At 71.4% G+C, this 20897-nt stretch carries 16 protein-coding genes and 1 pseudogene; 7 read left to right on the top strand and 10 right to left on the bottom strand.

Annotated features, from left to right (window positions below; all coding sequences use genetic code 11):
- Window positions 1–35: 35 nt before the first annotated feature.
- Complete coding sequence (gene ugpC / locus WT60_RS16100) at window positions 36–1148, top strand: sn-glycerol-3-phosphate ABC transporter ATP-binding protein UgpC (RefSeq protein WP_038750840.1); 1113 nt, start codon at window positions 36–38, stop codon at window positions 1146–1148.
- A 173-nt stretch (window positions 1149–1321) separates the two neighbouring features.
- Here the strand turns inward: ugpC and WT60_RS16095 are convergent, their stop codons facing one another.
- A complete protein-coding gene (locus tag WT60_RS16095) occupies window positions 1322–2614 on the bottom strand; it encodes a haloacid dehalogenase-like hydrolase (RefSeq protein ID WP_059581356.1) in 1293 nt (430 codons plus the stop codon).
- A 460-nt stretch (window positions 2615–3074) separates the two neighbouring features.
- Window positions 3075–3959 carry a LysR family transcriptional regulator gene (locus WT60_RS16085; protein WP_059643493.1) on the bottom strand — a complete coding sequence of 295 codons (885 nt, stop codon included), beginning with the start codon at window positions 3957–3959 and terminating at the stop codon, window positions 3075–3077.
- 116 nt (window positions 3960–4075) lie between these two features.
- Here WT60_RS16085 and WT60_RS16080 point away from each other — a divergent pair, with 116 nt between their 5' ends.
- The gene (locus tag WT60_RS16080) at window positions 4076–5287 is read left to right on the top strand and encodes a serine hydrolase domain-containing protein (protein ID WP_060356363.1); all 1212 of its coding nucleotides are present in this window, start codon (window positions 4076–4078) and stop codon (window positions 5285–5287) included.
- Window positions 5284–6495, top strand: a complete 1212-nt coding sequence (locus tag WT60_RS16075; RefSeq protein ID WP_059643810.1) for an MFS transporter — start codon at window positions 5284–5286, stop codon at window positions 6493–6495. The genes WT60_RS16080 and WT60_RS16075 overlap by 4 nt, the downstream gene beginning before the upstream one ends.
- A gap of 40 nt (window positions 6496–6535) precedes the next feature.
- Here the strand turns inward: WT60_RS16075 and WT60_RS16070 are convergent, their stop codons facing one another.
- The 4 genes from WT60_RS16070 to WT60_RS16055 all read right to left on the bottom strand — a co-directional run bounded on the left by WT60_RS16070 (window position 6536) and on the right by WT60_RS16055 (window position 11640).
- A complete protein-coding gene (locus WT60_RS16070; RefSeq protein ID WP_038750826.1) occupies window positions 6536–7483 on the bottom strand; it encodes a sugar-binding transcriptional regulator in 948 nt (315 codons plus the stop codon).
- Between the two features lie 87 nt (window positions 7484–7570).
- Window positions 7571–9052, bottom strand: a complete 1482-nt coding sequence (gene xylB, locus WT60_RS16065; RefSeq protein ID WP_060356364.1) for a xylulokinase — start codon at window positions 9050–9052, stop codon at window positions 7571–7573.
- 95 nt (window positions 9053–9147) lie between these two features.
- A complete protein-coding gene (gene dalD, locus WT60_RS16060; RefSeq protein WP_081989818.1) occupies window positions 9148–10590 on the bottom strand; it encodes a D-arabinitol 4-dehydrogenase in 1443 nt (480 codons plus the stop codon).
- 138 nt (window positions 10591–10728) lie between these two features.
- Window positions 10729–11640 (bottom strand): LysR family transcriptional regulator, encoded by a 912-nt coding sequence (locus tag WT60_RS16055; protein ID WP_060356365.1) that lies wholly within the window; start codon window positions 11638–11640, stop codon window positions 10729–10731.
- A 103-nt stretch (window positions 11641–11743) separates the two neighbouring features.
- On the opposite strand from WT60_RS16055, the gene mdlC reads away from it, so the two are divergent.
- From mdlC to WT60_RS16040, 3 genes are all read left to right on the top strand, one after another.
- Window positions 11744–13363, top strand: a complete 1620-nt coding sequence (mdlC, locus tag WT60_RS16050) for a benzoylformate decarboxylase (RefSeq protein WP_038750881.1) — start codon at window positions 11744–11746, stop codon at window positions 13361–13363.
- 76 nt (window positions 13364–13439) lie between these two features.
- Window positions 13440–14891 carry an aldehyde dehydrogenase gene (locus WT60_RS16045; protein ID WP_060356366.1) on the top strand — a complete coding sequence of 484 codons (1452 nt, stop codon included), beginning with the start codon at window positions 13440–13442 and terminating at the stop codon, window positions 14889–14891.
- Between the two features lie 12 nt (window positions 14892–14903).
- Window positions 14904–15836, top strand: coding sequence for a 2-dehydropantoate 2-reductase (locus WT60_RS16040; protein WP_060356371.1), 933 nt, complete (start codon window positions 14904–14906; stop codon window positions 15834–15836).
- Between the two features lie 400 nt (window positions 15837–16236).
- Here WT60_RS16040 and WT60_RS35700 read toward each other — a convergent pair.
- Window positions 16237–16418: pseudogene (locus WT60_RS35700) on the bottom strand (hypothetical protein).
- Between the two features lie 9 nt (window positions 16419–16427).
- Here WT60_RS35700 and WT60_RS16025 point away from each other — a divergent pair.
- Entirely contained in the window at window positions 16428–17882 is a 1455-nt protein-coding gene (locus WT60_RS16025; RefSeq protein WP_059643503.1) for an MFS transporter, read from the top strand.
- Between the two features lie 29 nt (window positions 17883–17911).
- Here WT60_RS16025 and kynA read toward each other — a convergent pair whose 3' ends face one another.
- The 3 genes from kynA to kynB all read right to left on the bottom strand — a co-directional run bounded on the left by kynA (window position 17912) and on the right by kynB (window position 20868).
- Window positions 17912–18832, bottom strand: coding sequence for a tryptophan 2,3-dioxygenase (gene kynA, locus WT60_RS16020; RefSeq protein WP_059643506.1), 921 nt, complete (start codon window positions 18830–18832; stop codon window positions 17912–17914).
- A gap of 103 nt (window positions 18833–18935) precedes the next feature.
- A complete protein-coding gene (gene kynU, locus WT60_RS16015) occupies window positions 18936–20186 on the bottom strand; it encodes a kynureninase (RefSeq protein ID WP_060356368.1) in 1251 nt (416 codons plus the stop codon).
- A 40-nt stretch (window positions 20187–20226) separates the two neighbouring features.
- Complete coding sequence (gene kynB, locus WT60_RS16010) at window positions 20227–20868, bottom strand: arylformamidase (RefSeq protein WP_059581385.1); 642 nt, start codon at window positions 20866–20868, stop codon at window positions 20227–20229.
- Between the last annotated feature and the right edge of the window lie 29 nt (window positions 20869–20897).

Genomic DNA, 20897 nt, shown 5'->3' with positions numbered 1-20897 from the left:
CGCCGCGCGGCCGCACAACTGAACGGAGACAAATCATGGCAAGCGTGCTCCTGCGCAACATCGGCAAGCGCTACGACGACAACGAAGTACTGCGCAACGTGAACCTCGACATCGCGGACGGCGAGTTCGTCGTGTTCGTCGGGCCGAGCGGCTGCGGAAAATCCACGCTGATGCGGATGATCGCCGGGCTCGAGGACATCACGAGCGGCGATCTGCTGATCGACGGCGCGAAGGTCAACGACGCGCCGAGCGCGAAGCGCGGCATCGCGATGGTGTTCCAGTCGTACGCGCTCTATCCGCACATGACGCTCTACGACAACATGGCGTTCGGCCTGAAGCTCGCGGGCGCGAAGAAGCAGGAGATCGACGACGCGGTGAAGCAGGCCGCGAAGATCCTGCACATCGATCATCTGCTCGACAGGAAGCCCAAGCAGCTCTCGGGCGGGCAGCGGCAGCGCGTCGCGATCGGCCGCGCGATCACGAGAAAGCCGAAGGTGTTCCTGTTCGACGAGCCGCTGTCGAACCTCGACGCGGCGCTGCGCGTGAAGATGCGGCTCGAGTTCGCGCGGCTGCACGACGAGCTGAAGACGACGATGATCTACGTGACGCATGATCAGGTCGAGGCGATGACGCTCGCCGACAAGATCGTCGTGCTGTCGGCGGGCAGCGTGCAGCAGGTCGGCACGCCGAACGCGCTGTATCACGCGCCGGCGAACCAGTTCGTCGCCGGCTTCATCGGCTCGCCGAAGATGAACTTTCTCGCGGGCGCGATCGAATCGGCATCGGCCGACGGCGCGCTCGTGCGCTTCGCGACGGGCGAGACGCAGCGCGTCGGCGTCGATGCGGCGAGGCTGCGCGCTGGCGAGCGCGTGACGGTCGGCATTCGGCCCGAGCATCTGCAGGTCGGCGTCGCGGGCGGCGACGGCATCGTCGCTCGGACGATGGCCGTCGAATCGCTCGGCGACGCCGCGTATCTGTACGCGGAGTCGGCGGTTGCGCCGGACGGGTTGATCGCGCGCATTCCGCCGCTCGACACGCATCGCGCGGGCGAGATGCTGCGCGTCGGCGCACAGCCCGAGCATTGCCATCTGTTCGACGCAGACGGGCGCGCGCTCGAGCGCAAGCCGAAGCGCGCGCTGGCGGCTTGACGCGACGGCGAAGGCGCACATGCTGGTTCGTGACGTGACGTGACGTGACGTGACGTGACGTGATGCGATGCGTCGGGCTCGGTGCCGCCTTTCACGCCGGCCGAAGCGCACGCGAGCGAGCCAGGCCGCGTGCGCGATGCGCGCGACGCGACGCCGCCCGCGCGCCGTCGCGATCACGCGAGCAGCTTGGGATCGCGTTTGCCGTACTTGATCGAGCGCTCGTCGGCGACCATCAGCCCGGTGTTCTCGTCGCGCCCTTGCAGCACGAGCCGCGCGTTCTTCGCGCCGATCTGCTCGGCCGCCTTGCGGCTGTCGAGGCCGATCTCGCCTTTCTTCATCCGGTTGACGATCACGCCGACGGCGGTATCGTCGAAGTCGCGCAGCATCCATGCGTCGCCGTCGCTGTCGCCGAACACGAGAAGCGGCCCGTAGCCCTTCTTCGCCTGCAGTTCGCGGCGAATGCCGACCGTCTTGCCCGGCCCGTAGTTGAAATGCCAGTCCGGCAGGTATTCGTTCACGTACTTGCCGTCGGCCGTCACGAGCCGCATGCCGATCACGTTCTCGGCGGGCACGCCGTAGCCGAACGCCGGGTGGCCCGCGAACACGCGCACGACGTCGTCGAGCGACGCGGTGCTGACGTATACGTCGATGCCGTTCGAGCGCAGCGTGTCCATCACCGCGCGAATTTCCTCGTGGATGCGGATGCCGTGGAAGTGCGTCGCGGCGATGACGCCCGCTCGGCCCGGCAGCACGCGCGAGCTCTCGTACGTGACCTTGCGCAGCGCGTCGCCGAGATTCGCGACGTTGCTGTCGAACGCCATCGTCTGCAGTTCGTCGCGCGTCATGCCCGCGTACCAGTACATGATCCACTTGTAGCCGATCTCGACGGGATACGTGTCGCAGATCGCGTCGTACATGAAGTACAGCTTCGCGCGGAAATCCTTGAACTGCTCGCTGCGGCGGATCTCGTCGAGCGGCTTGTCGCCGGCGAGGCCCCGGTAGTTCGCGTGCAGCCAGCGATAGTCGGCGTCGACGTCGGCGGCGATGTCCTCCATGCGCACCGGCTTGCCGTCGACCGTCGTGTAGCCGAGCTTCGCATCGAACGGGCCGTCGGGCACGCCCTGGCGCAGGATCGCGGAGAACTGCTCGGGCGTGAGCCGGTAATGCAGCCCGTCGATCTGGTGCATCAGCAACGCCTCTTCGCAGTCGTTCATGATGCTCGTGTTGTCCCAGTCGAACACCGCGTACGGGCGGCGGTCGGCGCGGTAGCGCGCGCCCGTCGAGCCGTGCTCGGCGAGCACCGCGCGCAGCCGCGCGACGTTGTTCGGCGACCAGCGGCCCGGCGTGAGCGAGAGCGGGGCCGCGGGCGCGTCGGATGCGGCGCGCGCGGGGGACCATGCGGCGGCCGCGAGCGCGGCCGAGGCGCTCGCGACCGAGCGCACGAAGTGTCGACGTCCTGTTTTCATCGAGTTCTCCGAAGGGGATTCGCACGCCGAAGCCGGGCGGATTGCGCGGCCGCCCGCTGAGCCGCCGGAACAGGCGGGTGCCGCTCAGCATCGTTGCCCATAAAACGAATCGCCCGACAAAATCGGACATCCATGTGTCGAAATGCGACCGGGGCGGCGGCGCGCGCGGCTTCGCGCGGCCGGTTCGGGGAAATCCGTGGATATGTGTCGACGTGCGGGCGGTATCGGCACCGGCATCGGCCCGGCATCGGCACCAGCGCTAGCATCGGCATCGGCATCGGCATCGGCATCGGCCGCGCCGAGCACGAGCACGAGCACGAGCACGGGCGCGAGCCATCCGATCGCGCGCGGCCGGCGCGTCTCCATTCGCTCGCGGCCGGCGGCCGGCCGCGCCGCGGGAAATCCGTTGCTCGTCCCGTGCGGGCCGATCGACGACGTGCGGACAACGCGCGCGCCTGGCCTACGCGAACATGCGCCCGGCGATGAAATCGACGAACGCGCGCAGCTTCGGCGAAGCGTGCCGCCCCGACGGCCATAGCACGTAGAACGACTGCGAGCGCTCGACGTATGCGTCGAGCGCCGTGCGCAGCCGGCCGCTCGCGAGCTCGTCGCGCACGGCGAATTCCGGCACGCATGCGATGCCGCGCCCGCGCAACGCGAAGCACGCGCGCGTCTCGACGTTGTTGCAGATCATCGACGTCGGCAGCTCGACGTCGGCGTCGCCGGGCGCGGGCCGCAGCGGCCAGCGCTCCAGCTTGCCGCTGCTCGGAAAGCGATAGTGGAGGCATGCGTGGCGCGCGAGATCGGCGGGCGTGTCCGGCGCGCCGTGACGCGCGAAATAATCGGGCGAGCCGACGATGACCTGCTTGTACGTGCCGAGCAGCCGCGACGACAGCCGCGAATCGCGCGGCTCGCCGCCGCGCACGACCGCGTCGAAGCCTTCGTCGATCACGTCGACGAGCCGATCGGTGAAATCGAGGTCGAGCAGGATGTCCGGGTAGGCCGCCATGAAGTCGGCGAGCACGGGCAGCACGGGCGCGCTGATCGCGGGCAGGCTCACGCGCAGCCGGCCGCTCGGCGCGTGCGCGCTGCGCGACAGCTCCTGCTCGGCTTGCTCGATTTCCGCGAGCACGCGCCGGCACCGCTCGAGAAAGCGCGCGCCCTCGGCCGTCAGCGCGATGCTGCGCGTGCTGCGATGAAAGAGCCGCACGTTCAGCCGCGCTTCGAGCCGCGCGATCCGCTTGCCGACGGCCGATGCGGATACGCCCAGCGCGCGGGCCGCCGCGACGAAGCTGCGAGTCTCCGCGACCTGCACGAACACGACGAACCCGCTCAGACTCTCCATTCGATCGCTCCCGATTGCGGACATCGATGTCCGCAGTGTCAGGAACTCTATCCTAGTTTTTCTTCATTCGCCGGCTGCCTACCATGAGCGCTTCATCCACTGCATGAGGAAGCGCCATGTCCCTTTCATCGTTGTCCGGGCTCGGCGGGCGGCTCGACGCGGCCATCGACGCCGCACTGACCGAGCGGCGCGTCGTCGGCGCCGTCGTGCTCGTCGCGCGGCGCGGCGAGCTCGCGTATCGGCGCGCGGCGGGATTGGCCGATCGCGAGGCCGGCGCGCCGATGCGCGAAGACGCGCTGTTCCGGCTCGCGTCGGTTTCGAAGCCGATCGTGTCGGCGGCGGCGATGCGCGCCGTCGCGGCGGGCAAGCTCGATCTCGACGCGAGCGTCACGCGCTGGCTGCCCGGGTTCACGCCGCCGCTGGCGGACGGGCGCCCGGCGCGCATCACGGCGCGACATCTGCTGTCGCATACGGCGGGCCTCGGCTACCGTTTTCTCGAAGCGCACGCGCACGGCCCGTATGCGCGCGCCGGCGTGTCGGACGGCATGGATCTCGCCGGCATTTCGCTCGCCGAGAATCTGCGCCGCATCGCGAGCGTGCCGCTGCAGTTCGAGCCGGGCGCGTCATGGGCGTATTCGGTCGCGACCGACGTGCTCGGCGCGCTCGTCGAAGCCGCGTGCGACATGCCGCTCGAGGACGCGGTGGCGGCGCTCGTGACGACCCCGCTCGGCATGGTCGACACGCGCTTTTACGCGCACGACGCGGCGCGGCTTGCAACGCCGTATGTCGACGCGTCGGGCGTCGCTGCGTCGGGCGTCGCTAAGCCCGGCGAGCCCCGGCGCATGGCGTCGCTCGAAATCGCGCCGCCGTTTCCCGACACCGTCGGCATCCGCTTCGCGCCCGCCCGCGCGCTCGATCCGCATGCGTTCGCATCGGGCGGCGGCGGGATGGTCGGCACGGCGTCCGATGTCCTCGCGCTGCTCGAGGCGTTGCGCACCGGCGGCGACGGCTGGCTGCCCGCCGCGCGGATCGACGACATGGCGCGCATCCAGCCGGGCGCGGCCGATCTGCCGACGGCGCCCGGCTTCGGCTTCGGGCTCGGATTTTCGGTGCTGCGCGACCCGGTCGCCGCGCAATCGCCGGAATCCGCCGGCACGTGGCGCTGGGGCGGCGCGTATGGTCACGCGTGGTTCGTCGACCGCGCGGCCGGCTTGAGCGTCGTGGCGCTCACCAATACCGCCTACGAGGGCATGTCGGGACGCTTCGTCGCCGATGTGCGCGACGCGGTGTACGGCGCGGTTTGCGCCGCGCGGGAGCGTGCGGCATGAGCGACTGCACGACGCAATCCGTCGCGTTCGCGCGGCCGTCGCGCGCGGCGGCGCGCCTGCCGCTCGCCGGCCTGCTCGCGCTCGCGACGGCGGGCTTCATCACGATCGTGACCGAGGCGCTGCCCGCCGGGCTGCTGCCGCTGATGGGCCGCGACCTGCGCGTGTCGGAGGCGCTCGTCGGCCAGCTCGTCACCGTCTACGCGATCGGCTCGATCGTCGCGGCGATTCCGCTCGTCGCGATCACACGCGGCATGCGCAGGCGGCCGCTCCTGCTCATCGCGCTCGCGGGCTTCGTCGTCGCGAACACGGCGACGGCGGCGTCGCCGCATTACGCGTTCGTGCTCGTCGCGCGCTTCGTCGCCGGCGTCGCGGCGGGGCTCCTGTGGGCGCTGCTCGCGGGCTACGCGAGCCGGATGGTGGACGAGCGGCTGCGCGGCCGCGCGATCGCGATCGCGATGCTCGGCGCGCCCGTTGCGATGTCGATCGGGATTCCGCTCGGCACGACGCTCGGCGCGGCGCTCGGCTGGCGCGCGACGTTCGCCGGCGTGACGGCGCTCACGCTCGCGCTGATCGCGTGGGTGTGCGCGAGCCTGCCCGATGCGCCGGGGCAGCCGTCGGGCGGGCGGCTGCCGGTCGGCCGCGTGCTGGCGGTGCCGGGCGTGCTGCCCGTGTTGTCGGTGATGTTCGCGTATGTGCTCGCGCACAACATTCTCTACACGTACATCGCGCCGTTTCTCGCGAGCGCGCGGATGGGCGCGCGGATCGATGCGGCGTTGTTCGTGTTCGGCGCGGCGTCGTTCGTCGGAATCGGCCTGACCGGCGTGTGGATCGGCAACGGGCTGCGGCGGCTCGCGCTCGCGAGCATCGCGCTGTTCGCGCTCGCGTCGGCGCTGCTCGGCGCGGCGAGCGAATCGCCCGCCGTCGTCTATGCGGGCGTCGCCGCGTGGGGGCTCACGTTCGGCGGCGCGGCGACGATCTTCCAGACCGCGTCGGCGAACGCGGCGGGCGACGCGGCCGACGTCGCCCAATCGATGATCGTCACGGTCTGGAATCTCGCGATCGCGGGCGGAGGCGTCGCGGGCGGCGTGCTGCTCGAGCGGTTCGGCGCGCGCGCGATGCCGTGGGCGCTCGTCGCGCTACTCGTGCTCGCGTGGGTCGGCGCGTGGCGCGCGCGCCGGCACGGTTTTCCGGCGGCCCGCGCGTCGTGACGGGCGGAATGCGCGCGCGGCGCGAGCCCGCCCGGCGCGGTTATTCCGCGAGCGCGGCCCGCGCGCAAGTCTCGTCGGTCACGAGCCCCGACAGCCAGCCGCCGCGCAGCGCGGCGAGCACCGCGGCGCGCTTGCGCGGCCCGCCCGCGAAGCCGATCGTCGGCCGCTTCGGCGGCGCGTCGAGCGCAACGCTCGTCACGCGCGTGCTCGTCGACGCGACGATCGGCCGGCCCTGCGCGTCGATCGGCAGGCCGAGCATCTCGGCCACCGCGCCGAGCTCGACCATCTCGTTGAGCTCTTGCTCGGTGATGAAGCCGTCCTCGTACAGCGGGCAGTGCGCGCCGATGTTGCCGACGCCGACGAACGCGACGTCCGCCTCCGCCGAGAGCTTCTCGACGATCCGGTACAGCCGGTGATTGCACCACTGCGCGCGCTCGGCCTCGCTGTCGGCGAAGAGCGGCGCGGGCAACAGGAAGTGCTTGCCGCCCGTCTTCTCGGAGATGTGCTGAGCGACGTCGTACGGGTTCGACGAGCCGTCCTGCGCGATCGCGCCCACCATCGACACGAGCCGGTGCTGCGGCCGCTCGAGCTGCGCGATCTGCGCGACCGCGGCCTTCAGCGTGCGGCCGCTGCTCACCGCGATCACCATCGGCCTGTCTTCGTTCAGATAGCGCTCCATCACCTGCGCGCCCGCGACGGCGAGCTTGCGGTCGATCGCGTCGGGCGCGTCGCCGTCGATCGGCACGACTTCGCACATCGCGAGGCCGTAGCGCTTCGACAGCTGCGCGGCGAGATCGAGGCAATCGGCGACGCGGTGGTCGACGCGCACGCGAATCAGGTTTTTCTCGACCGCGAACGCGACGAGGCGCTGCGCGACGGGGCGCGACACCTGCAGCTTCTCGGCGATTTCGTTCTGCGTGTCGCCCGCGACGTAGTAGAGCCAGGCGGCGCGCGTCGCGAGATCGAGTTTTTCGGAGGACTTGGACACGGTAGGGCAATCTCAGGTCGGGCGCGCGCGACGGGCGCGAGGCGGGCTGTCGGGCGCCGGGAAAATTCGCACTTTAGCGCACCGCGCTCAAGCGAGCCGCTCGCGCGACGGCTCGAACAGCGGCCGCACGTGGCGATACAGCGCGCGGAACGCGTCGAGCCGCTCGCGCAGCGCCGCGTGGCGGGCCGGGTGCGGCGCGAACTCGTCGCGCAGCGGCGGCTTCGTCAGCACGTCGCGCGCGTCGCCGCCGATCGCGAGCCAGCCGAGCCGCGCCGCGCCGAGCGCCGCGCCCGTCTCGCCGCCGCCGTGCCGGCGCGTGCGCACGCCGAGCGCGTCGGCGATCAGCTGCGCCCAGTACGCGCTTCTCGCGCCGCCGCCGATCAGCGACAGCGCGTCGGTCTGCGTGCCGCCCGCGATCAGCGCGTCGAAGCCGTCGGCGAGCGCGAGCGTCACGCCTTCGAGCACGGCATGGCCGAGCAGCGCGCGATCGGTGCCGTGCGTCATCCCGAAGAACACGCCTTGCGCGTACGGATCGTTGTGCGGCGTGCGCTCGCCGGACAGATAGGGCAGGAAGATCGGCGCGTTCTCGCACGCGGCGGGCGCGAGCGCGGCGATTTCGGCGAGGAGCGCCGGCTCGTCGGTCGACGTGAGCTTGCAGACCCAGCGCAGGCAGCTCGCCGCCGACAGCACGACGCTCATCTGCTGCCAGCGGTCCGGAATCGCGTGGCAGAACGCGTGGACGGCCGAGGCGGGGTTCGGCCGGAAGCGGTCGCCGACGACGCTCAGCACGCCCGACGTGCCGAGCGACACGAAGCCGTCGCCCGGCTGAGTCGCGCCGATGCCGAGCGCGCTCGTCGCGTTGTCGCCGCCGCCGCCCGCGACGACGACCGTTGCGGCGAGCCCGAGCTCGCGCGCGACGTCCGCGCGCAGCGTGCCGGACGGCGCGTTGCCTTCGACGATCCTCGGCATCTGCGCGCGCGTCATGCCGCCCGCGGCGAGGAGCGCGTCGGACCAGTCGCGCTTGGCGGCGTCGAGCCATAGCGTGCCCGCCGCGTCGGACGGGTCGGACACCTTCGCGCCCGTGAGCTTCAGGCGCAGATAATCCTTCGGCATCAGCACGCACGCGATCTCGCGGAATACGTCGGGCTCGTGCCGCGCGACCCACAGCAGCTTCGGCGCGGTGAAGCCCGGCATCGCGAGGTTGCCGGCGATCGCGTGAAGATCGGGCGCGCGCGCGTCGAGCTGCGCGCATTCGTCTGCGCTGCGCATGTCGTTCCACAGGATCGCGGGGCGCAGCACGCGGTCGTCGCGATCGAGCAGCACCGCGCCGTGCATCTGGCCGGACAGGCCGATCCCGCGCACGTCGGCGAACGCGCGCGGATGCTGCGCGCGCAATGCGGCGAGCGCGGCGAGCGTGCCCGTCCACCAGTCGTCCGGATGCTGCTCGGCCCAGCGCGGATGCGCGCGCTCGACGGTAAACGGCGTGCCCGCGGTGCCGATGACGACGCCGTCGGGCGAAAGCAGCAGCACCTTCACTTCGGAAGTGCCGAGATCGATACCGAGATACATGGGCGAAAACGGTGCGTCGACAGGAAGCCGCTACTTTAGCCGCGCGCTCCCCGCCGTGCCAATGGCGATTTGACCCGAGTGACGCGCGCGGCCGATCAGCGGCTCGCGAGCCACGCGTCGACGCGCGCGAGGCCCGCGCGCAGCGCGCGCTCGAGCGCGGGCGCGCCGGCGAGCGTTCCCCACAGCGCGCGTTGCGCGGCGAGCGCGGCGACGGGGTCCTCCGCGCCCGCGATCGCGCGCGCGACCTCGGCGTCCATCACGCCGTCCTGATACGCGAACGGCAGCGCGCCTTGCGCCCAGCGCTGCAGAAAGCGCAGGAAGAGGGCGGGCAGCACCGCGGTCGACACCGGCTCGACGCCGCGCGCGATCGATTCGGCGAGTGTCGGCGCGATGAAGCCGGGGATCTTCGAGAAGCCGTCGGCGGCGACGCGCTGGTTCGTGTCGCGCACGTGCGGATTGCCGAAGCGTTCGAGCACGACGTCGCGGTAGCGCGCGAGATCGAGCGGGCTCGGCGCGAGGCGCGGGATCACGTCGTTGGTCACGTACGCGTGCGCGAAGCGGCGGATGCCGGCGTCGTGCGTGCCTTCGTGGATGTAGGCGTAGCCCGCGAGCGTGCCCGCCCACGCGATGCAGCTGTGCGTCGCGTTCAGGATGCGAATCTTCGCTTCCTCGTACGGATGGACGTCGCCGACGAGCTCCGCGCCCGCTTTCTCCCACGCCGGGCGGCCGGCCGCGAAGCGGTCTTCGATCACCCACTGGATGAACGCCTCGCCCATCACCGGGCACGCGTCGTCGACGCCCGTGGCCGCGAGCACGCGCTCGCGCACGTCGGGCGTCGGGCGCGGCGTGATGCGGTCGACCATCGAGCTCGGGCACGCGGCGTTCGCGTCGAACCACGCGAGCAGATCGGCGAGCCCGCGCCGCGACAGGAATTCGCGCATGCCCGCGGCAAAGCGCGCGCCGTTGCTGCGCAGGTTGTCGCAGCTCAGCAGCGTGACGGGGCCCGCGCCGCGCGCGACGCGCTCGGCGAGGAGCGCCGCGAGCGCGCCGTAGATCGTGAGCCGCGCGCCTTGCAGGTCGGCCGCGAGATCGGGGTTCGACGCGTCGAGCCGGTCGTGCTCGTCGAGGTAGTAGCCGCCTTCCGTCACCGTGAACGACACGATCCTGCAGGCCGGATCGGCGCCCGCGTCGACGAGCGCCGCGAGATCGATCGACCACGGCAGCACGCGCGCGATCGAGCGGATCGTCTCGTACGCGCGCTCGCCCTGCGGCGTGACCGTTTCGAGCGTGTAGACGCCGTGTTGCGCGGCGAGCGCCTCGCGGGTCGCGCGCATGTCGTCGCGGATGTCGCCGACGACGAGCGGCCACCGTTCGTGCGCCGGCGACGCTTCGTTGACGCGATGCAGATACCACGCCTGATGCGCGCGGTGAAACGAGCCGACGCCGATATGCAAGATCGCCGGCGCGGCGTTGGACGGACTGCTCATCCCGTGTCTCCTGACGGCCGGCTGGCGCCCGCCGAATCGCATATAGATCATTTGCTCTTAATGTGAGCGAATGATCGTATCGAGATGGGCGAAAGTCAAGGCGATCGAGCGGGGTTTCGATGCTGCGGCGCGCCAATCCGCGCACGACGCGCTCGACGCGCGCGGCGGCGACGCGCCGGCGCGACAGTGTCAGAACGGCTGGCGGGTCAGCAGCGCGAGCTGCTCGAGCAGCTTCGCGGCCGGGCCGGGCAGGATGCCGTGGCGGCGGCGGAACGCGGTCAGCGTGCGGGTCGCGGCGACGCCTTCGACGGCGAGCGTGTCGATCGTGTGCGCGCGGCGCTCCGCGCGGTACATCGGCTCGGCCATCCAGCTCAGGAAGCCCGCGTGCGCGACGAGGCTCTTGAGCGCGGTCACCGAGCGGGTCTCGACCGCGATGTCGGGCGGCGCGAGCCCCTGCGCGTCGAACGCCGCGCGCATCTGCTCGTACGGCGCGGTGCCGCGCGGCGGGATCGCCCAGCGCACGGCGCGCGTGTCGGCGAGCGTGAGCGGCGCGGGCGCGGCGCGCAGCGGATGGTCGGGCGCGGCGACGACGTGGCTCACGTCGTCCCATCGGCATTCGGGGATACCGACGATGTCGTCGGTATCCGGCACGCGCGTGCTCAACGCGACGTCGATCTCGTGCTTGAGGAGCGCGTCGACGAGCCGGTCCCACACGCCCTCGACGATCTCGACGCGCAGGTTCGGCCAGCGGTCGAGCACGCGCCCGATCGCCACGGGCAGCACGAGGCTCGCGATGCTGCCGACCGCGCCCACCTTGATCGTGCCCTTCGCGAGCCCGCGCAGCGCGTCGATTTCCTCGCGCGCGTGCCGCGCCTCGTGCTGCAGCAGCGTCGCGTGCGGCAGCAGCGCCTCGCCGATCGCGGTGAGCTGCACGCCCTTCGAGTGACGCTCGAAGAGCGGCGCGCCGATCTGGTCCTCGAGCCGCTTCAGGATGCGGCTCAACGCGGGCTGCGTGACGTGCAGCGCGTCGGCCGCGCGGCCGAGGCTGCCGCTCGCGGCGATCGTCGTGAAGGCGCGCAGTTGGCGCAGGTCGAAAGTCATGCTCTTACGTAATGGCTTATTGCAGAAAATACAGTATCGAGGAATGTGCGTGCCGCCGATACTGTGGAAACCGATGATGACGACGATGAGGAGACACGCCCGCATGACGCCCCCCGATCTTCGCGCCGACGCGCCGGCGCACGCGCGGTACACGGTTCGCGACGCCGTAATCGATCTGCTGCGCCGGTTCGGCATCCGCAAGGTGTTCGGCAACCCCGGCTCCACCGAGTTGCCGATGTTCCGCAATTTTCCCGACGATTTCGAATACGTGCTCGGCCTGCACGAGGCGGTCGCGGTCGGGATGGCCGACGGCTACGCGCAGGCGAGCGGCAACGCGGCCGTCGTCAATCTGCATTCGGCGGCGGGCGTGGGCAACGCGATGGGCGTGCTCTTCACCGCGTACAAGAACAAGACGCCGCTCGTCGTCACGGCCGGCCAGCAGGCGCGCTCGATCCTGCCGTTCGATCCGTTTCTCGCATCCGTGCAGGCGGCCGAGCTGCCGAAGCCGTACGTCAAATGGAGCATCGAGCCTGCGCGCGCCGAGGACGTGCCCGCCGCGATCGCGCGCGCGTATCACGTCGCGATGCAGGAGCCGCGCGGGCCCGTGTTCGTGTCGATTCCGGCCGACGATTGGGACCGCGCCGCCGAGCCCGTGCCCGCGCGCGCGGTGAGCAGCGAAGTGCGGCCCGCGCCCGACGCGCTCGCGCGCTTGGCCGACGCGCTCGACGCGAGCGAGCGCCCGGCGTTCGTGATCGGCGCGGCGGTTGCGCGCGCGGGTGCATGGGACGACGCGGTGCGGCTCGCCGAGCGGCATCGCGCGCGCGTGTACGTCGCGCCGATGTCGGGGCGCTGCAGCTTTCCCGAGGATCATTCGCTCTTCGCGGGCTTCCTGCCGCCGATTCGCGAGCGGATCGTCGAGCGGCTCGCGGGCCACGATTTCATTCTCGCGTTCGGCGCGCCCGCGTTCACGTACCACATCGAAGGCTTTGGTCCGCACGTGCCCGAAGGCGCGACGCTTCATCAGCTCGTCGACGATCCGTCGGTGGCCGCGTGGACGCCCGTCGGCGACGCGGTCGTCGGCAATCTGCGGCTCGCCGCGCGCGATCTGCTCGCGCGTACCGCGCCGCGCGCGCGGCCGATGCCCGCGCCGCTGGCGCCGCGCGAGCGCGTCGGCCCGGGCGTGCCGGGCGAGCGGATGTCCGCCGCGTTTGCGCTGCAAACGCTCGCCGACGTGCGCGACGCCTGCGACGTCGTCGTCGAGGAAGCGCCGAGCGCGCGCACGGCGATGCAGCGGCATCTGCCGTTCACGCGCCGCGACACGTTCTACACGATGGACAGCGGCGGCCTCGGCTACGGCATGCCGGCCGCGGTCGGCGTCGCGCTCGGCTCGCCGGGGCGGCGCGTGATCGCGCTGATCGGCGACGGATCGAGCCTCTATTCGATCCAGGCGCTCTGGAGCGCCGCGCATCTGAAGCTGCCGGTCACGTTCGTGATCCTGAACAACGCGCGCTATGCGGCATTGCAGGATTTCGCGCCCGTGTTCGGCTTTCGCGACGGCGAGCCGGTGCAGGGCACGGCGCTGCCCGATCTCGATTTCGTGGCGCTCGCGCAGGGCATGGGCTGCGACGGCGTGCGCGTGCGCGACGCCGCGCGCCTGCGCGACGTGCTCGAACGCGCGCTCGCGTCGCCCGCGCCCGTCGTCGTCGACGTCGAGATCGCGTGACGCGCGCGGTCTGTCGCGCGGCCGCATTCCCGAGCCTCACGAAGCATCCGAACGCATTCAGAAGGAGAACACACGCATGCAGGACATCTCGATGCTGATCGGCGGCGAGCGCCGCTCGGCCACGGGCGGCGCGACGTTCGAGCGCCGCAATCCGCTCGACGGCGAAATCGCGACGCGCGCGAGCGCCGCGACCGTCGACGATGCGCGCGCGGCCGTCGAAGCCGCGTCGGCCGCATTCGCGCCGTGGGCCGCGCTCGGCCCGACCGAGCGCCGCGCGCTGCTCCTGAAGGCGGCCGCCGCGCTCGAAGCGAAGCGCGACGCGTTCGTCGCCGCGATGGCGGCCGAGACGGGCGCGTCGGCGATCTGGGCGCAGTTCAACGTGCAGCTCGCCGCGAACGGCCTGATCGAAGCGGCCGCGCTCACGACGCAGATCGGCGGCGAGCTGATTCCGTCCGACGTGCCGGGCTCGCTCGCGATGGGCATGCGTCAGCCGGCGGGCGTCGTGCTCGGCATCGCGCCGTGGAACGCGCCCGTGATCCTCGGCGTGCGCGCGATCGCGCTGCCGCTCGCGTGCGGCAACACCGTCGTGCTGAAGGGCTCGGAGCTGTGTCCGGCCACGCACGGGCTCATCGTCGATGCGCTGCAGGAAGCGGGGCTGCCGCGCGGCGTCGTGAACTTCGTGACGAACGCGCCCGCCGACGCCGGCGCGATCGTCGACGCGATGATCGCGCACCCGGCCGTGCGGCGCGTGAACTTCACGGGCTCGACGCGCGTGGGCCGAATCATCGCCGAGCGCTGCGCGCAGTATCTGAAACCCGCCGTGCTCGAGCTCGGCGGCAAGGCGCCGTTCGTCGTGCTCGACGACGCCGATCTCGACGCGGCCGTCGCGGCGGCCGCGTTCGGCGCGTTCGCGAATTCCGGGCAGATCTGCATGTCGACCGAGCGGATCATCGTCGACGAGCGGATCGCCGACGCGTTCGTCGCGAAGCTCGCCGACAAGGCCGCGTCGCTGCCGTTGGGCGACCCGCGCAACGGGCCCGTCGTGCTCGGCTCGGTCATCGACATGCGCACCGTCGAGCGCTGCAACGCGCTCATCGACGACGCGCTCGCGAAAGGCGCGGTGCTGCTCTGCGGCGGCAAGGCGGCGAGCACGCTGATGCCCGCGACGCTCGTCGACCGCGTGAGCCCGGCGATGCGGATCTATGAAGACGAATCGTTCGGCCCGGTGAAGGGCATCGTGCGCGTGGCGGGCGAGGAAGCGGCGATCGCGTGCGCGAACGACAACGCGTTCGGCCTGTCGTCGGCGGTGTTCAGCCGCGACGTCGCGCGCGCGATGCGCGTCGCCGCGCGCATCGAATCGGGCATCTGCCACGTGAACGGGCCGACCGTCCACGACGAAGCGCAGATGCCGTTCGGCGGCGTGAAGGAAAGCGGCTTCGGCCATTTCGGCGGCAAGGCGGGCATCGCCGAATTCACCGATCTGCGCTGGATCACCGTGCAGACGGCGCCGCGCCGCTATCCGTTCTGAGCGATGACGACGATGAAGATCGCGATTCTCGGCGCGGGCGCGATGGGCTCGCTGTTCGGCGGCCTGCTCGCGCAAGGCGGGCACGACGTGACGCTCGTCGACGTGAATGCCGCGCACGTCGACGCGATCGCGCGCGACGGGCTGCGGCTCGACACCGATCGCGGCGAGCGGCGCGTCGCGCGGCTCGCCGCGCTGCGGCCGGAGGACGTGCAGGCGGGCGCCGACGCGCCGCCCGAGCTGCTGATCGTGTTCACGAAGACGCTGCACACGCGCGCGGCGCTCGCGGGCGTGCGCGCGCTGCTCGGCCCGCAAACGTTCTTGCTGACGCTGCAGAACGGGCTCGGCAACGTCGAGGCGCTCGCCGAATGCGTGCCGCTCGACCGAATTCTCGTCGGCGTGACGACGTGGCCGGCCGATCTCGTCGGGCCCGCGCACGTGCGCTCGCATGGCGCCGGCTGGACCCGGCTGATGAGCGCGGACGGCGCGATGCGCCCGATCGTGCAGGCGTGCGCCGACGCGCTCGAACGCGCCGGACTGAACTGCGCGGTCGATGCCGGCGTGTGGACGACGATCTGGGAGAAGGTCGGCTTCAACGCGGCGCTCAACACGCTGTGCGCGCTCACGCGCTGCACGGTCGACGAGCTCGGCGCACGCGAGGACGGGCCGGCGCTCGCGCTCGCGATCGTCGCGGAGGTGGCGGCGGTCGCTCGCGCGAAGGGCATCGGCGTCGACGAGCGCAGGATGCGCGAGAACGTGCTGCATGCAATCCGCGAACATTCGGGGCACCGGCCGTCGATGCTGCAGGACGTGCTCGCGGGGCGGCGCACCGAGATCGAATCGATCAACGGCGCGGTGGTCGCGGCCGCGCGCGAGCTAGGCGTCGCGACGCCGCATGCGCAGACGCTGCTGCGGCTCGTCAGGCTGATCGACGCGCGGATCGGATGACGCGGCGGGCGACGGAGCGGGCGTGACGGCGCGGACGCGAGGAGACGGAACGGAGATCGCGCGTCGGCGGTGACATGGCGAGGGCGTGACGACGATGCGGCGATGCACGCGCGGAATGCGCGTGCCTGCGGCGTCACGACGGGCCGCGCGGGCCGCGCGGGCGGCGGCATCGATCGATCGCGCGGCCGAGGCGACGCTTCCCGCACGCGTCGTTCGCCCGAGCCTGCATCGCGCGCATTCGTCTGGCGGATCGATGCGCGCCGCTGCGATGCGCTTGCCGTTCGACGTTCGACGTTCGACGGCCGCGCCGCGGCGGCATGCCAGCCGCGCTAGGGGTTTCCAATAATTCAACTAATCGAAATTAGTTTTACCATGCGTAAATTCGTGACCTTGCGCTAGATCAAAGTTTCATCGCGCGGACATCGCCGTCCGGCGTCGAGCGACGATCGCGCAGGGCCGATGAAGCCCTTGCGCCGCAGGGTTTGCCCGCGACATCGCGAACGGTTTCGAAGAAAGCCGGGCGAGGCGGGGCCGCGCGACGCGCCGATCCAGAGGACATTCAGGAGACGACATGAAGCACACCCCGACCCCGTGTATCGCCGCGGCGCGCCGCCGCATCGTCGGCTCGGCCGCCGCGCGCCGGAGGCTCGCATGAGCGCCCGCCAAGGCCGCGCGCCGCTTTCGGTCGACATCGGCGCGACGCTCGACCATGGGCCGTTCACCGCGATGCAGCGCGTCGCGGTGCTGCTCGCCGCGTTCGCGATCGTGCTCGACGGCTTTGACAGCCAGCTGATCGGCTTTGCAATTCCGGTGCTGATCAAGGAGTGGGGGATCACGCGCGCCGCGTTCGCGCCCGCCGTCGCGGCGGGTCTGTTCGGAATGGGCGTCGGCAGCGCGTGCGCCGGACTGTTCGCGGATCGCTTCGGCCGGCGCTGGGCGATCATCGGCAGCGTGTTCGTGTTCGGCGCGGCGACTTGCGCGATCGGCTTCGCGCCGAACGTCGCGGCGGTCGCCGCGCTGCGCTTCGTCGCGGGCCTCGGGATCGGCGGCGCGCTGCCGACCGCGACGACGATGACCGCCGAATACACGCCCGCGCGCCGCCGCACGGTGATGGTGACGGCGACGATCGTCTGCGTGCCGGCGGGCGGGATGCTCGCCGGCCTGTTCGCGCACGAGGTGCTGCCCGCGTACGGCTGGCGCGGCCTTTTCTGGATCGGCGGCGCGCTGCCGCTCGCGCTCGGGCTGCTGCTCGTGCGCGCGCTGCCCGAATCGCCGCGTTATCTCGCGCGCGATCCGGCGCGCTGGCGCGAGCTCGGCGCGCTGCTCGCGCGGATGGGCCGGCCCGTCGCCGACGGCACCGCGTTCACCGATCTCGCCGAAGCACGCACGCACGAAGCGCAGCGGCGCGGCGTGCGCGCGCTGTTCTCGGCGGGCTACGCGCGCGACACGATCGCGCTGTGGTGCGCGTTCGGCATGTGCCTGCTCGCCGTCTACAGCGCGTTCAGCTGGCTGCCGACGATGCTGACGTCGCAGGGGCTGAGCGTGTCGGTCGCGGGCTCGGGGCTGACCGCGTACAACCTCGGCGGCGTGTTGGGCGCGCTCGGCTGCGCGCTCGCGATCGGACGCTTCGGCTCGCGCTGGCCGCTCGCGCTGTGCTGCGTGGGCGGCGCGGCGAGCGCCGCGTGGCTGCTCGGCGTCGATGCGGCGAGCCACACCGGCTGGCTGATCGTCGGCCTCGCCGCGCACGGCTTCTTCGTGAACGCGGTGCAATCGACGATGTACGCGCTCTGCACGTTCATCTATCCGACGCCCGTGCGCGCGACGGGCACCGCGGGCGCCGTCGCGTTCGGCCGCACCGGCGCGATCCTGAGCGCGTTCGCGGGCGCGTACGTGATCTCGGCGGGCGGCGCGAACGCGTATCTGACGATGCTCGCCGCCGCGATGACGGTCGTGCTCGTCGCATTGCTCGCGCTGCGCCGGCACATTCCACGGCTGCGTCGCGGCGGGCTGCCGGCCGGCGACGAACTCGCGCGCACCACGCCCTGAAGCGCGGCCGCGCGTGCGGGCGGCGCGCGTTACAGCGTCGTGCGCACGTGCCAGAGCTCGGGGAACAGCACGACGTCGAGCATCTTGCGCAGATACGGCGCGCCGCTCGTGCCGCCCGTGCCCTGCTTGAAGCCGATGATCCGCTCGACCGTCGTCACGTGGCGGAAGCGCCACTGGCGGAACGCGTCTTCGAGATCGACGAGCTCCTCGGCCATCTCGTACAGCTCCCAATGCGCGTTCGGCTCGCGGTACACGGCGAGCCACGCGGCTTCGACCGTCGGATCGTGGCGCGTCGGCTGCGTCCAGTCCGCGTCGAGGCGTTCGGGCGCGATCGGAAAGCCGCGGCGCGCGAGCAGGCGAATCACCTCGTCGTACAGCGACGGCGCCTTCATCGACGCCTCGAGATGCGCGTGGATCGCCGGCCGATGCGCGTGCGGACGCAGCATCTGCTCGTTCTTGTTGCCGAGCATGAACTCGAGCTCGCGATACTGATACGACTGGAAGCCCGACGACGCGCCGAGATACGGGCGCATCGCCGAATACTCGGACGGCGTCATCGTCGCGAGCACGTTCCACGCCTGCACGAGCTGCTCGAGCACGCGCGACACGCGCGCGAGCATCTTGAACGCGGGCGGCAGCGCGTCGCTGCGGATCGACGCGAGCGCGGCGCGCAGCTCGTAGAGCGCGAGCTTCATCCACAGCTCGCTCGTCTGATGCTGGATGATGAACAGCATCTCGTTGTGATCGGGCGAGCGCGGATGCTGCGCGTTGAGGATCGGGTCGAGCGACAGGTAGTCGCCGTAGCTCATCGACTGCGAGAAGTCGAGCTGGGCACGGTGCCAGCCGCCGGGCGCGTCGTCGCCCTCGGCGACGGGCACGTGCGGCGCTTCGTGCGCATGGACGCCGGCGAAAGGGCAGCGCGGCGCGTTGTCGTCGCCGGGCGGCTGCATGTGGCCTGAATTCACAATTGTCTCCGTTGAAAGTGCGTGGCGGTGCGAGCGGTGCGAGCGGTCGGGCGTCGCGCGGATCGCGGATCGCGCGATGCGCGCCGGATCAGGTCACCGCGGCGCGCGTCGCGAATTCCGGCGCGCGCCAGGCTTCGGTTTCGAGAATGTCGCGCAGCGTCTCGACCGCGTCCCACACGTCGACGAAGCGCGTGTAGAGCGGCGTGAAGCCGAAGCGCAGGATGTGCGGCTCGCGATAGTCGCCGATCACGCCGCGCGCGATCAGCGCCTGCATCACTTCGTAGCCGTGCGGATGCTCGAAGCTCGCCTGCGAGCCGCGCTGATGATGCGCGCGCGGCGTGACGAGCTTGAGCGGCTGGCCCGCGCAGCGCGATTCGACGAGCGCGATGAACGCATCGGTCAGCGCGAGCGACTTGCGGCGAATCGCGTGCATGTCGGTTTGCGCGAATACGTCGAGCCCGCATTCGACCATCGCCATCGACACGATCGGCTGCGTGCCGCACAGAAAGCGCGCGATGCCCGGATCGGGCTCGAACGCGGGCTGCATCGCGAACGGCGCGCGATGGCCCCACCAGCCGGACAGCGGCTGCTCGAACGCTTGCTGATGGCGCTTCGGCACCCAGACGAACGCGGGCGAGCCGGGGCCGCCGTTCAGATACTTGTACGTGCAGCCGACAGCGCCGTCCGCGAGCGCGCAGTTCAGATCGACGGGCACGGCGCCCGCCGAGTGCGCGAGATCCCACAGCATCAGCGCGCCGGCCTGGCGGACCGTCTGCGTGACGGACGGCATGTCGTGCATGTAGCCCGTCCGGTAGTTCACGTGCGTGATCATCGCGACCGCGGTTTCGTCGTCGAGCGCGTCGGGCAGGTCGGCGGGATCGTCGATCAGGCGCAGCTCGTAATCGCGATCGAGCTGCGCGATCAGGCCCTGCGCGATGTACAGATCGGTCGGGAAGTTCGAGCGCTCCGACACGATCACGCGCCGCTTCGGCGCATGCCGCGCCTGGTGGCGCAGCATCGCGGACAGCAGCTTGAACAGGTTGATCGAGATCGTGTCGGTAATCGCGATTTCGCCTTGCGCCGCGCCGATGAGCGGCGCGAGCCTGTCGCCCAAGCGGCGCGGCAGCGCGAACCAGCCGGCCGTGTTCCAACTGCGGATGAGGCCTTCGCCCCATTCGGCGCCGATCACCTGCTGCGCGCGGGCGGCCGCCGCGCGCGGCTGCGCGCCGAGCGAATTGCCGTCGAGGTAGAGCACGCCGCCGGGCAGCGCGAATTGGTCGCGCAGCGACGCGAGCGGGTCGTCGCGGTCGAGCGCGAGCGCTTCTTCACGTGTTTTCATGATGTCGAACCTGGTTGGGGAAAGGGGCCATGCGAGCGCGTCAGCGCGGCGCGCCGGGCAGCGCGCGCAGCACCGCGCGCACGGGGCTCGCGTCGAGCGTCGCGAACTTCAGCGGCAGCGCGATCAGCTCGTAGTCGCCGGGGGCGACGTCGTCGAGCACGAGGCCTTCGAGAATCGCCATCCGATGCGCGCGAATGCGGTGGTGCGCGTCCATCGTCTTCGATTCCTGCGGGTCGAGCGACGGCGTGTCGATGCCGACAAGGCGCACGCCGTGCGCGGCGAGCAGATCGATCGTTTCCGGCGCGACCGCGCAGAACGCGCTGTCCCACGCGCGCTGCGGCGCGTTCCGGTACGTGCGCAGCAGCACGCGCGGCGGCGCGCCGGCGAGCGCCGCGCGTACGTCGTCGGGCGCGACGACTGGGCTCGCGCCGATGCAATGGATCACGCGGCAGCGCCCGAGATACGCGTCGAGCGGCACCGCGCCGATCGGCGCGCCGTTCGCGTCGTAGTGCAGCGGCGCGTCCGCGTGCGCGCCCGTGTGCGGCGACAGCGTGACGCGCGCGACGTTGACGGGCGAGCCCGCCTCCATGCGCCACACGCGCTCGACGCCGACGGGCGTGTCGCCCGGCCAGACGGGCGTCGCGGGGGCGATTGACGGGGAGATGTCCCAGATCGTGTCCATGCGTTGTCGAAGAGCCTCGAATGCTTCGC

Source organism: Burkholderia sp. MSMB617WGS, from assembly GCF_001532025.2.
Taxonomy (GTDB): Bacteria; Pseudomonadota; Gammaproteobacteria; order Burkholderiales; family Burkholderiaceae; genus Burkholderia; species Burkholderia savannae.
This window is presented reverse-complemented; position numbering and strand designations above follow the sequence as displayed.

What these genes read in the sequence shown, in the direction of transcription:
- ugpC (WP_038750840.1), top strand. Translation starts at nt 36, where the DNA reads ATGGCAAGCGTGCTCCTGCGCAACATCGGCAAGCGCTACGACGACAAC.
- WT60_RS16095 (WP_059581356.1), bottom strand. Translation starts at nt 2,614, where the DNA reads ATGAAAACAGGACGTCGACACTTCGTGCGCTCGGTCGCGAGCGCCTCG.
- WT60_RS16085 (WP_059643493.1), bottom strand. Translation starts at nt 3,959, where the DNA reads ATGGAGAGTCTGAGCGGGTTCGTCGTGTTCGTGCAGGTCGCGGAGACT.
- WT60_RS16080 (WP_060356363.1), top strand. Translation starts at nt 4,076, where the DNA reads ATGTCCCTTTCATCGTTGTCCGGGCTCGGCGGGCGGCTCGACGCGGCC.
- WT60_RS16075 (WP_059643810.1), top strand. Translation starts at nt 5,284, where the DNA reads ATGAGCGACTGCACGACGCAATCCGTCGCGTTCGCGCGGCCGTCGCGC.
- xylB (WP_060356364.1), bottom strand. Translation starts at nt 9,052, where the DNA reads ATGTATCTCGGTATCGATCTCGGCACTTCCGAAGTGAAGGTGCTGCTG.
- dalD (WP_081989818.1), bottom strand. Translation starts at nt 10,590, where the DNA reads ATGATCTATATGCGATTCGGCGGGCGCCAGCCGGCCGTCAGGAGACAC.
- WT60_RS16055 (WP_060356365.1), bottom strand. Translation starts at nt 11,640, where the DNA reads ATGACTTTCGACCTGCGCCAACTGCGCGCCTTCACGACGATCGCCGCG.
- mdlC (WP_038750881.1), top strand. Translation starts at nt 11,744, where the DNA reads ATGACGCCCCCCGATCTTCGCGCCGACGCGCCGGCGCACGCGCGGTAC.
- WT60_RS16045 (WP_060356366.1), top strand. Translation starts at nt 13,440, where the DNA reads ATGCAGGACATCTCGATGCTGATCGGCGGCGAGCGCCGCTCGGCCACG.
- WT60_RS16040 (WP_060356371.1), top strand. Translation starts at nt 14,904, where the DNA reads ATGAAGATCGCGATTCTCGGCGCGGGCGCGATGGGCTCGCTGTTCGGC.
- kynA (WP_059643506.1), bottom strand. Translation starts at nt 18,832, where the DNA reads ATGCAGCCGCCCGGCGACGACAACGCGCCGCGCTGCCCTTTCGCCGGC.
- kynU (WP_060356368.1), bottom strand. Translation starts at nt 20,186, where the DNA reads ATGAAAACACGTGAAGAAGCGCTCGCGCTCGACCGCGACGACCCGCTC.
- kynB (WP_059581385.1), bottom strand. Translation starts at nt 20,868, where the DNA reads ATGGACACGATCTGGGACATCTCCCCGTCAATCGCCCCCGCGACGCCC.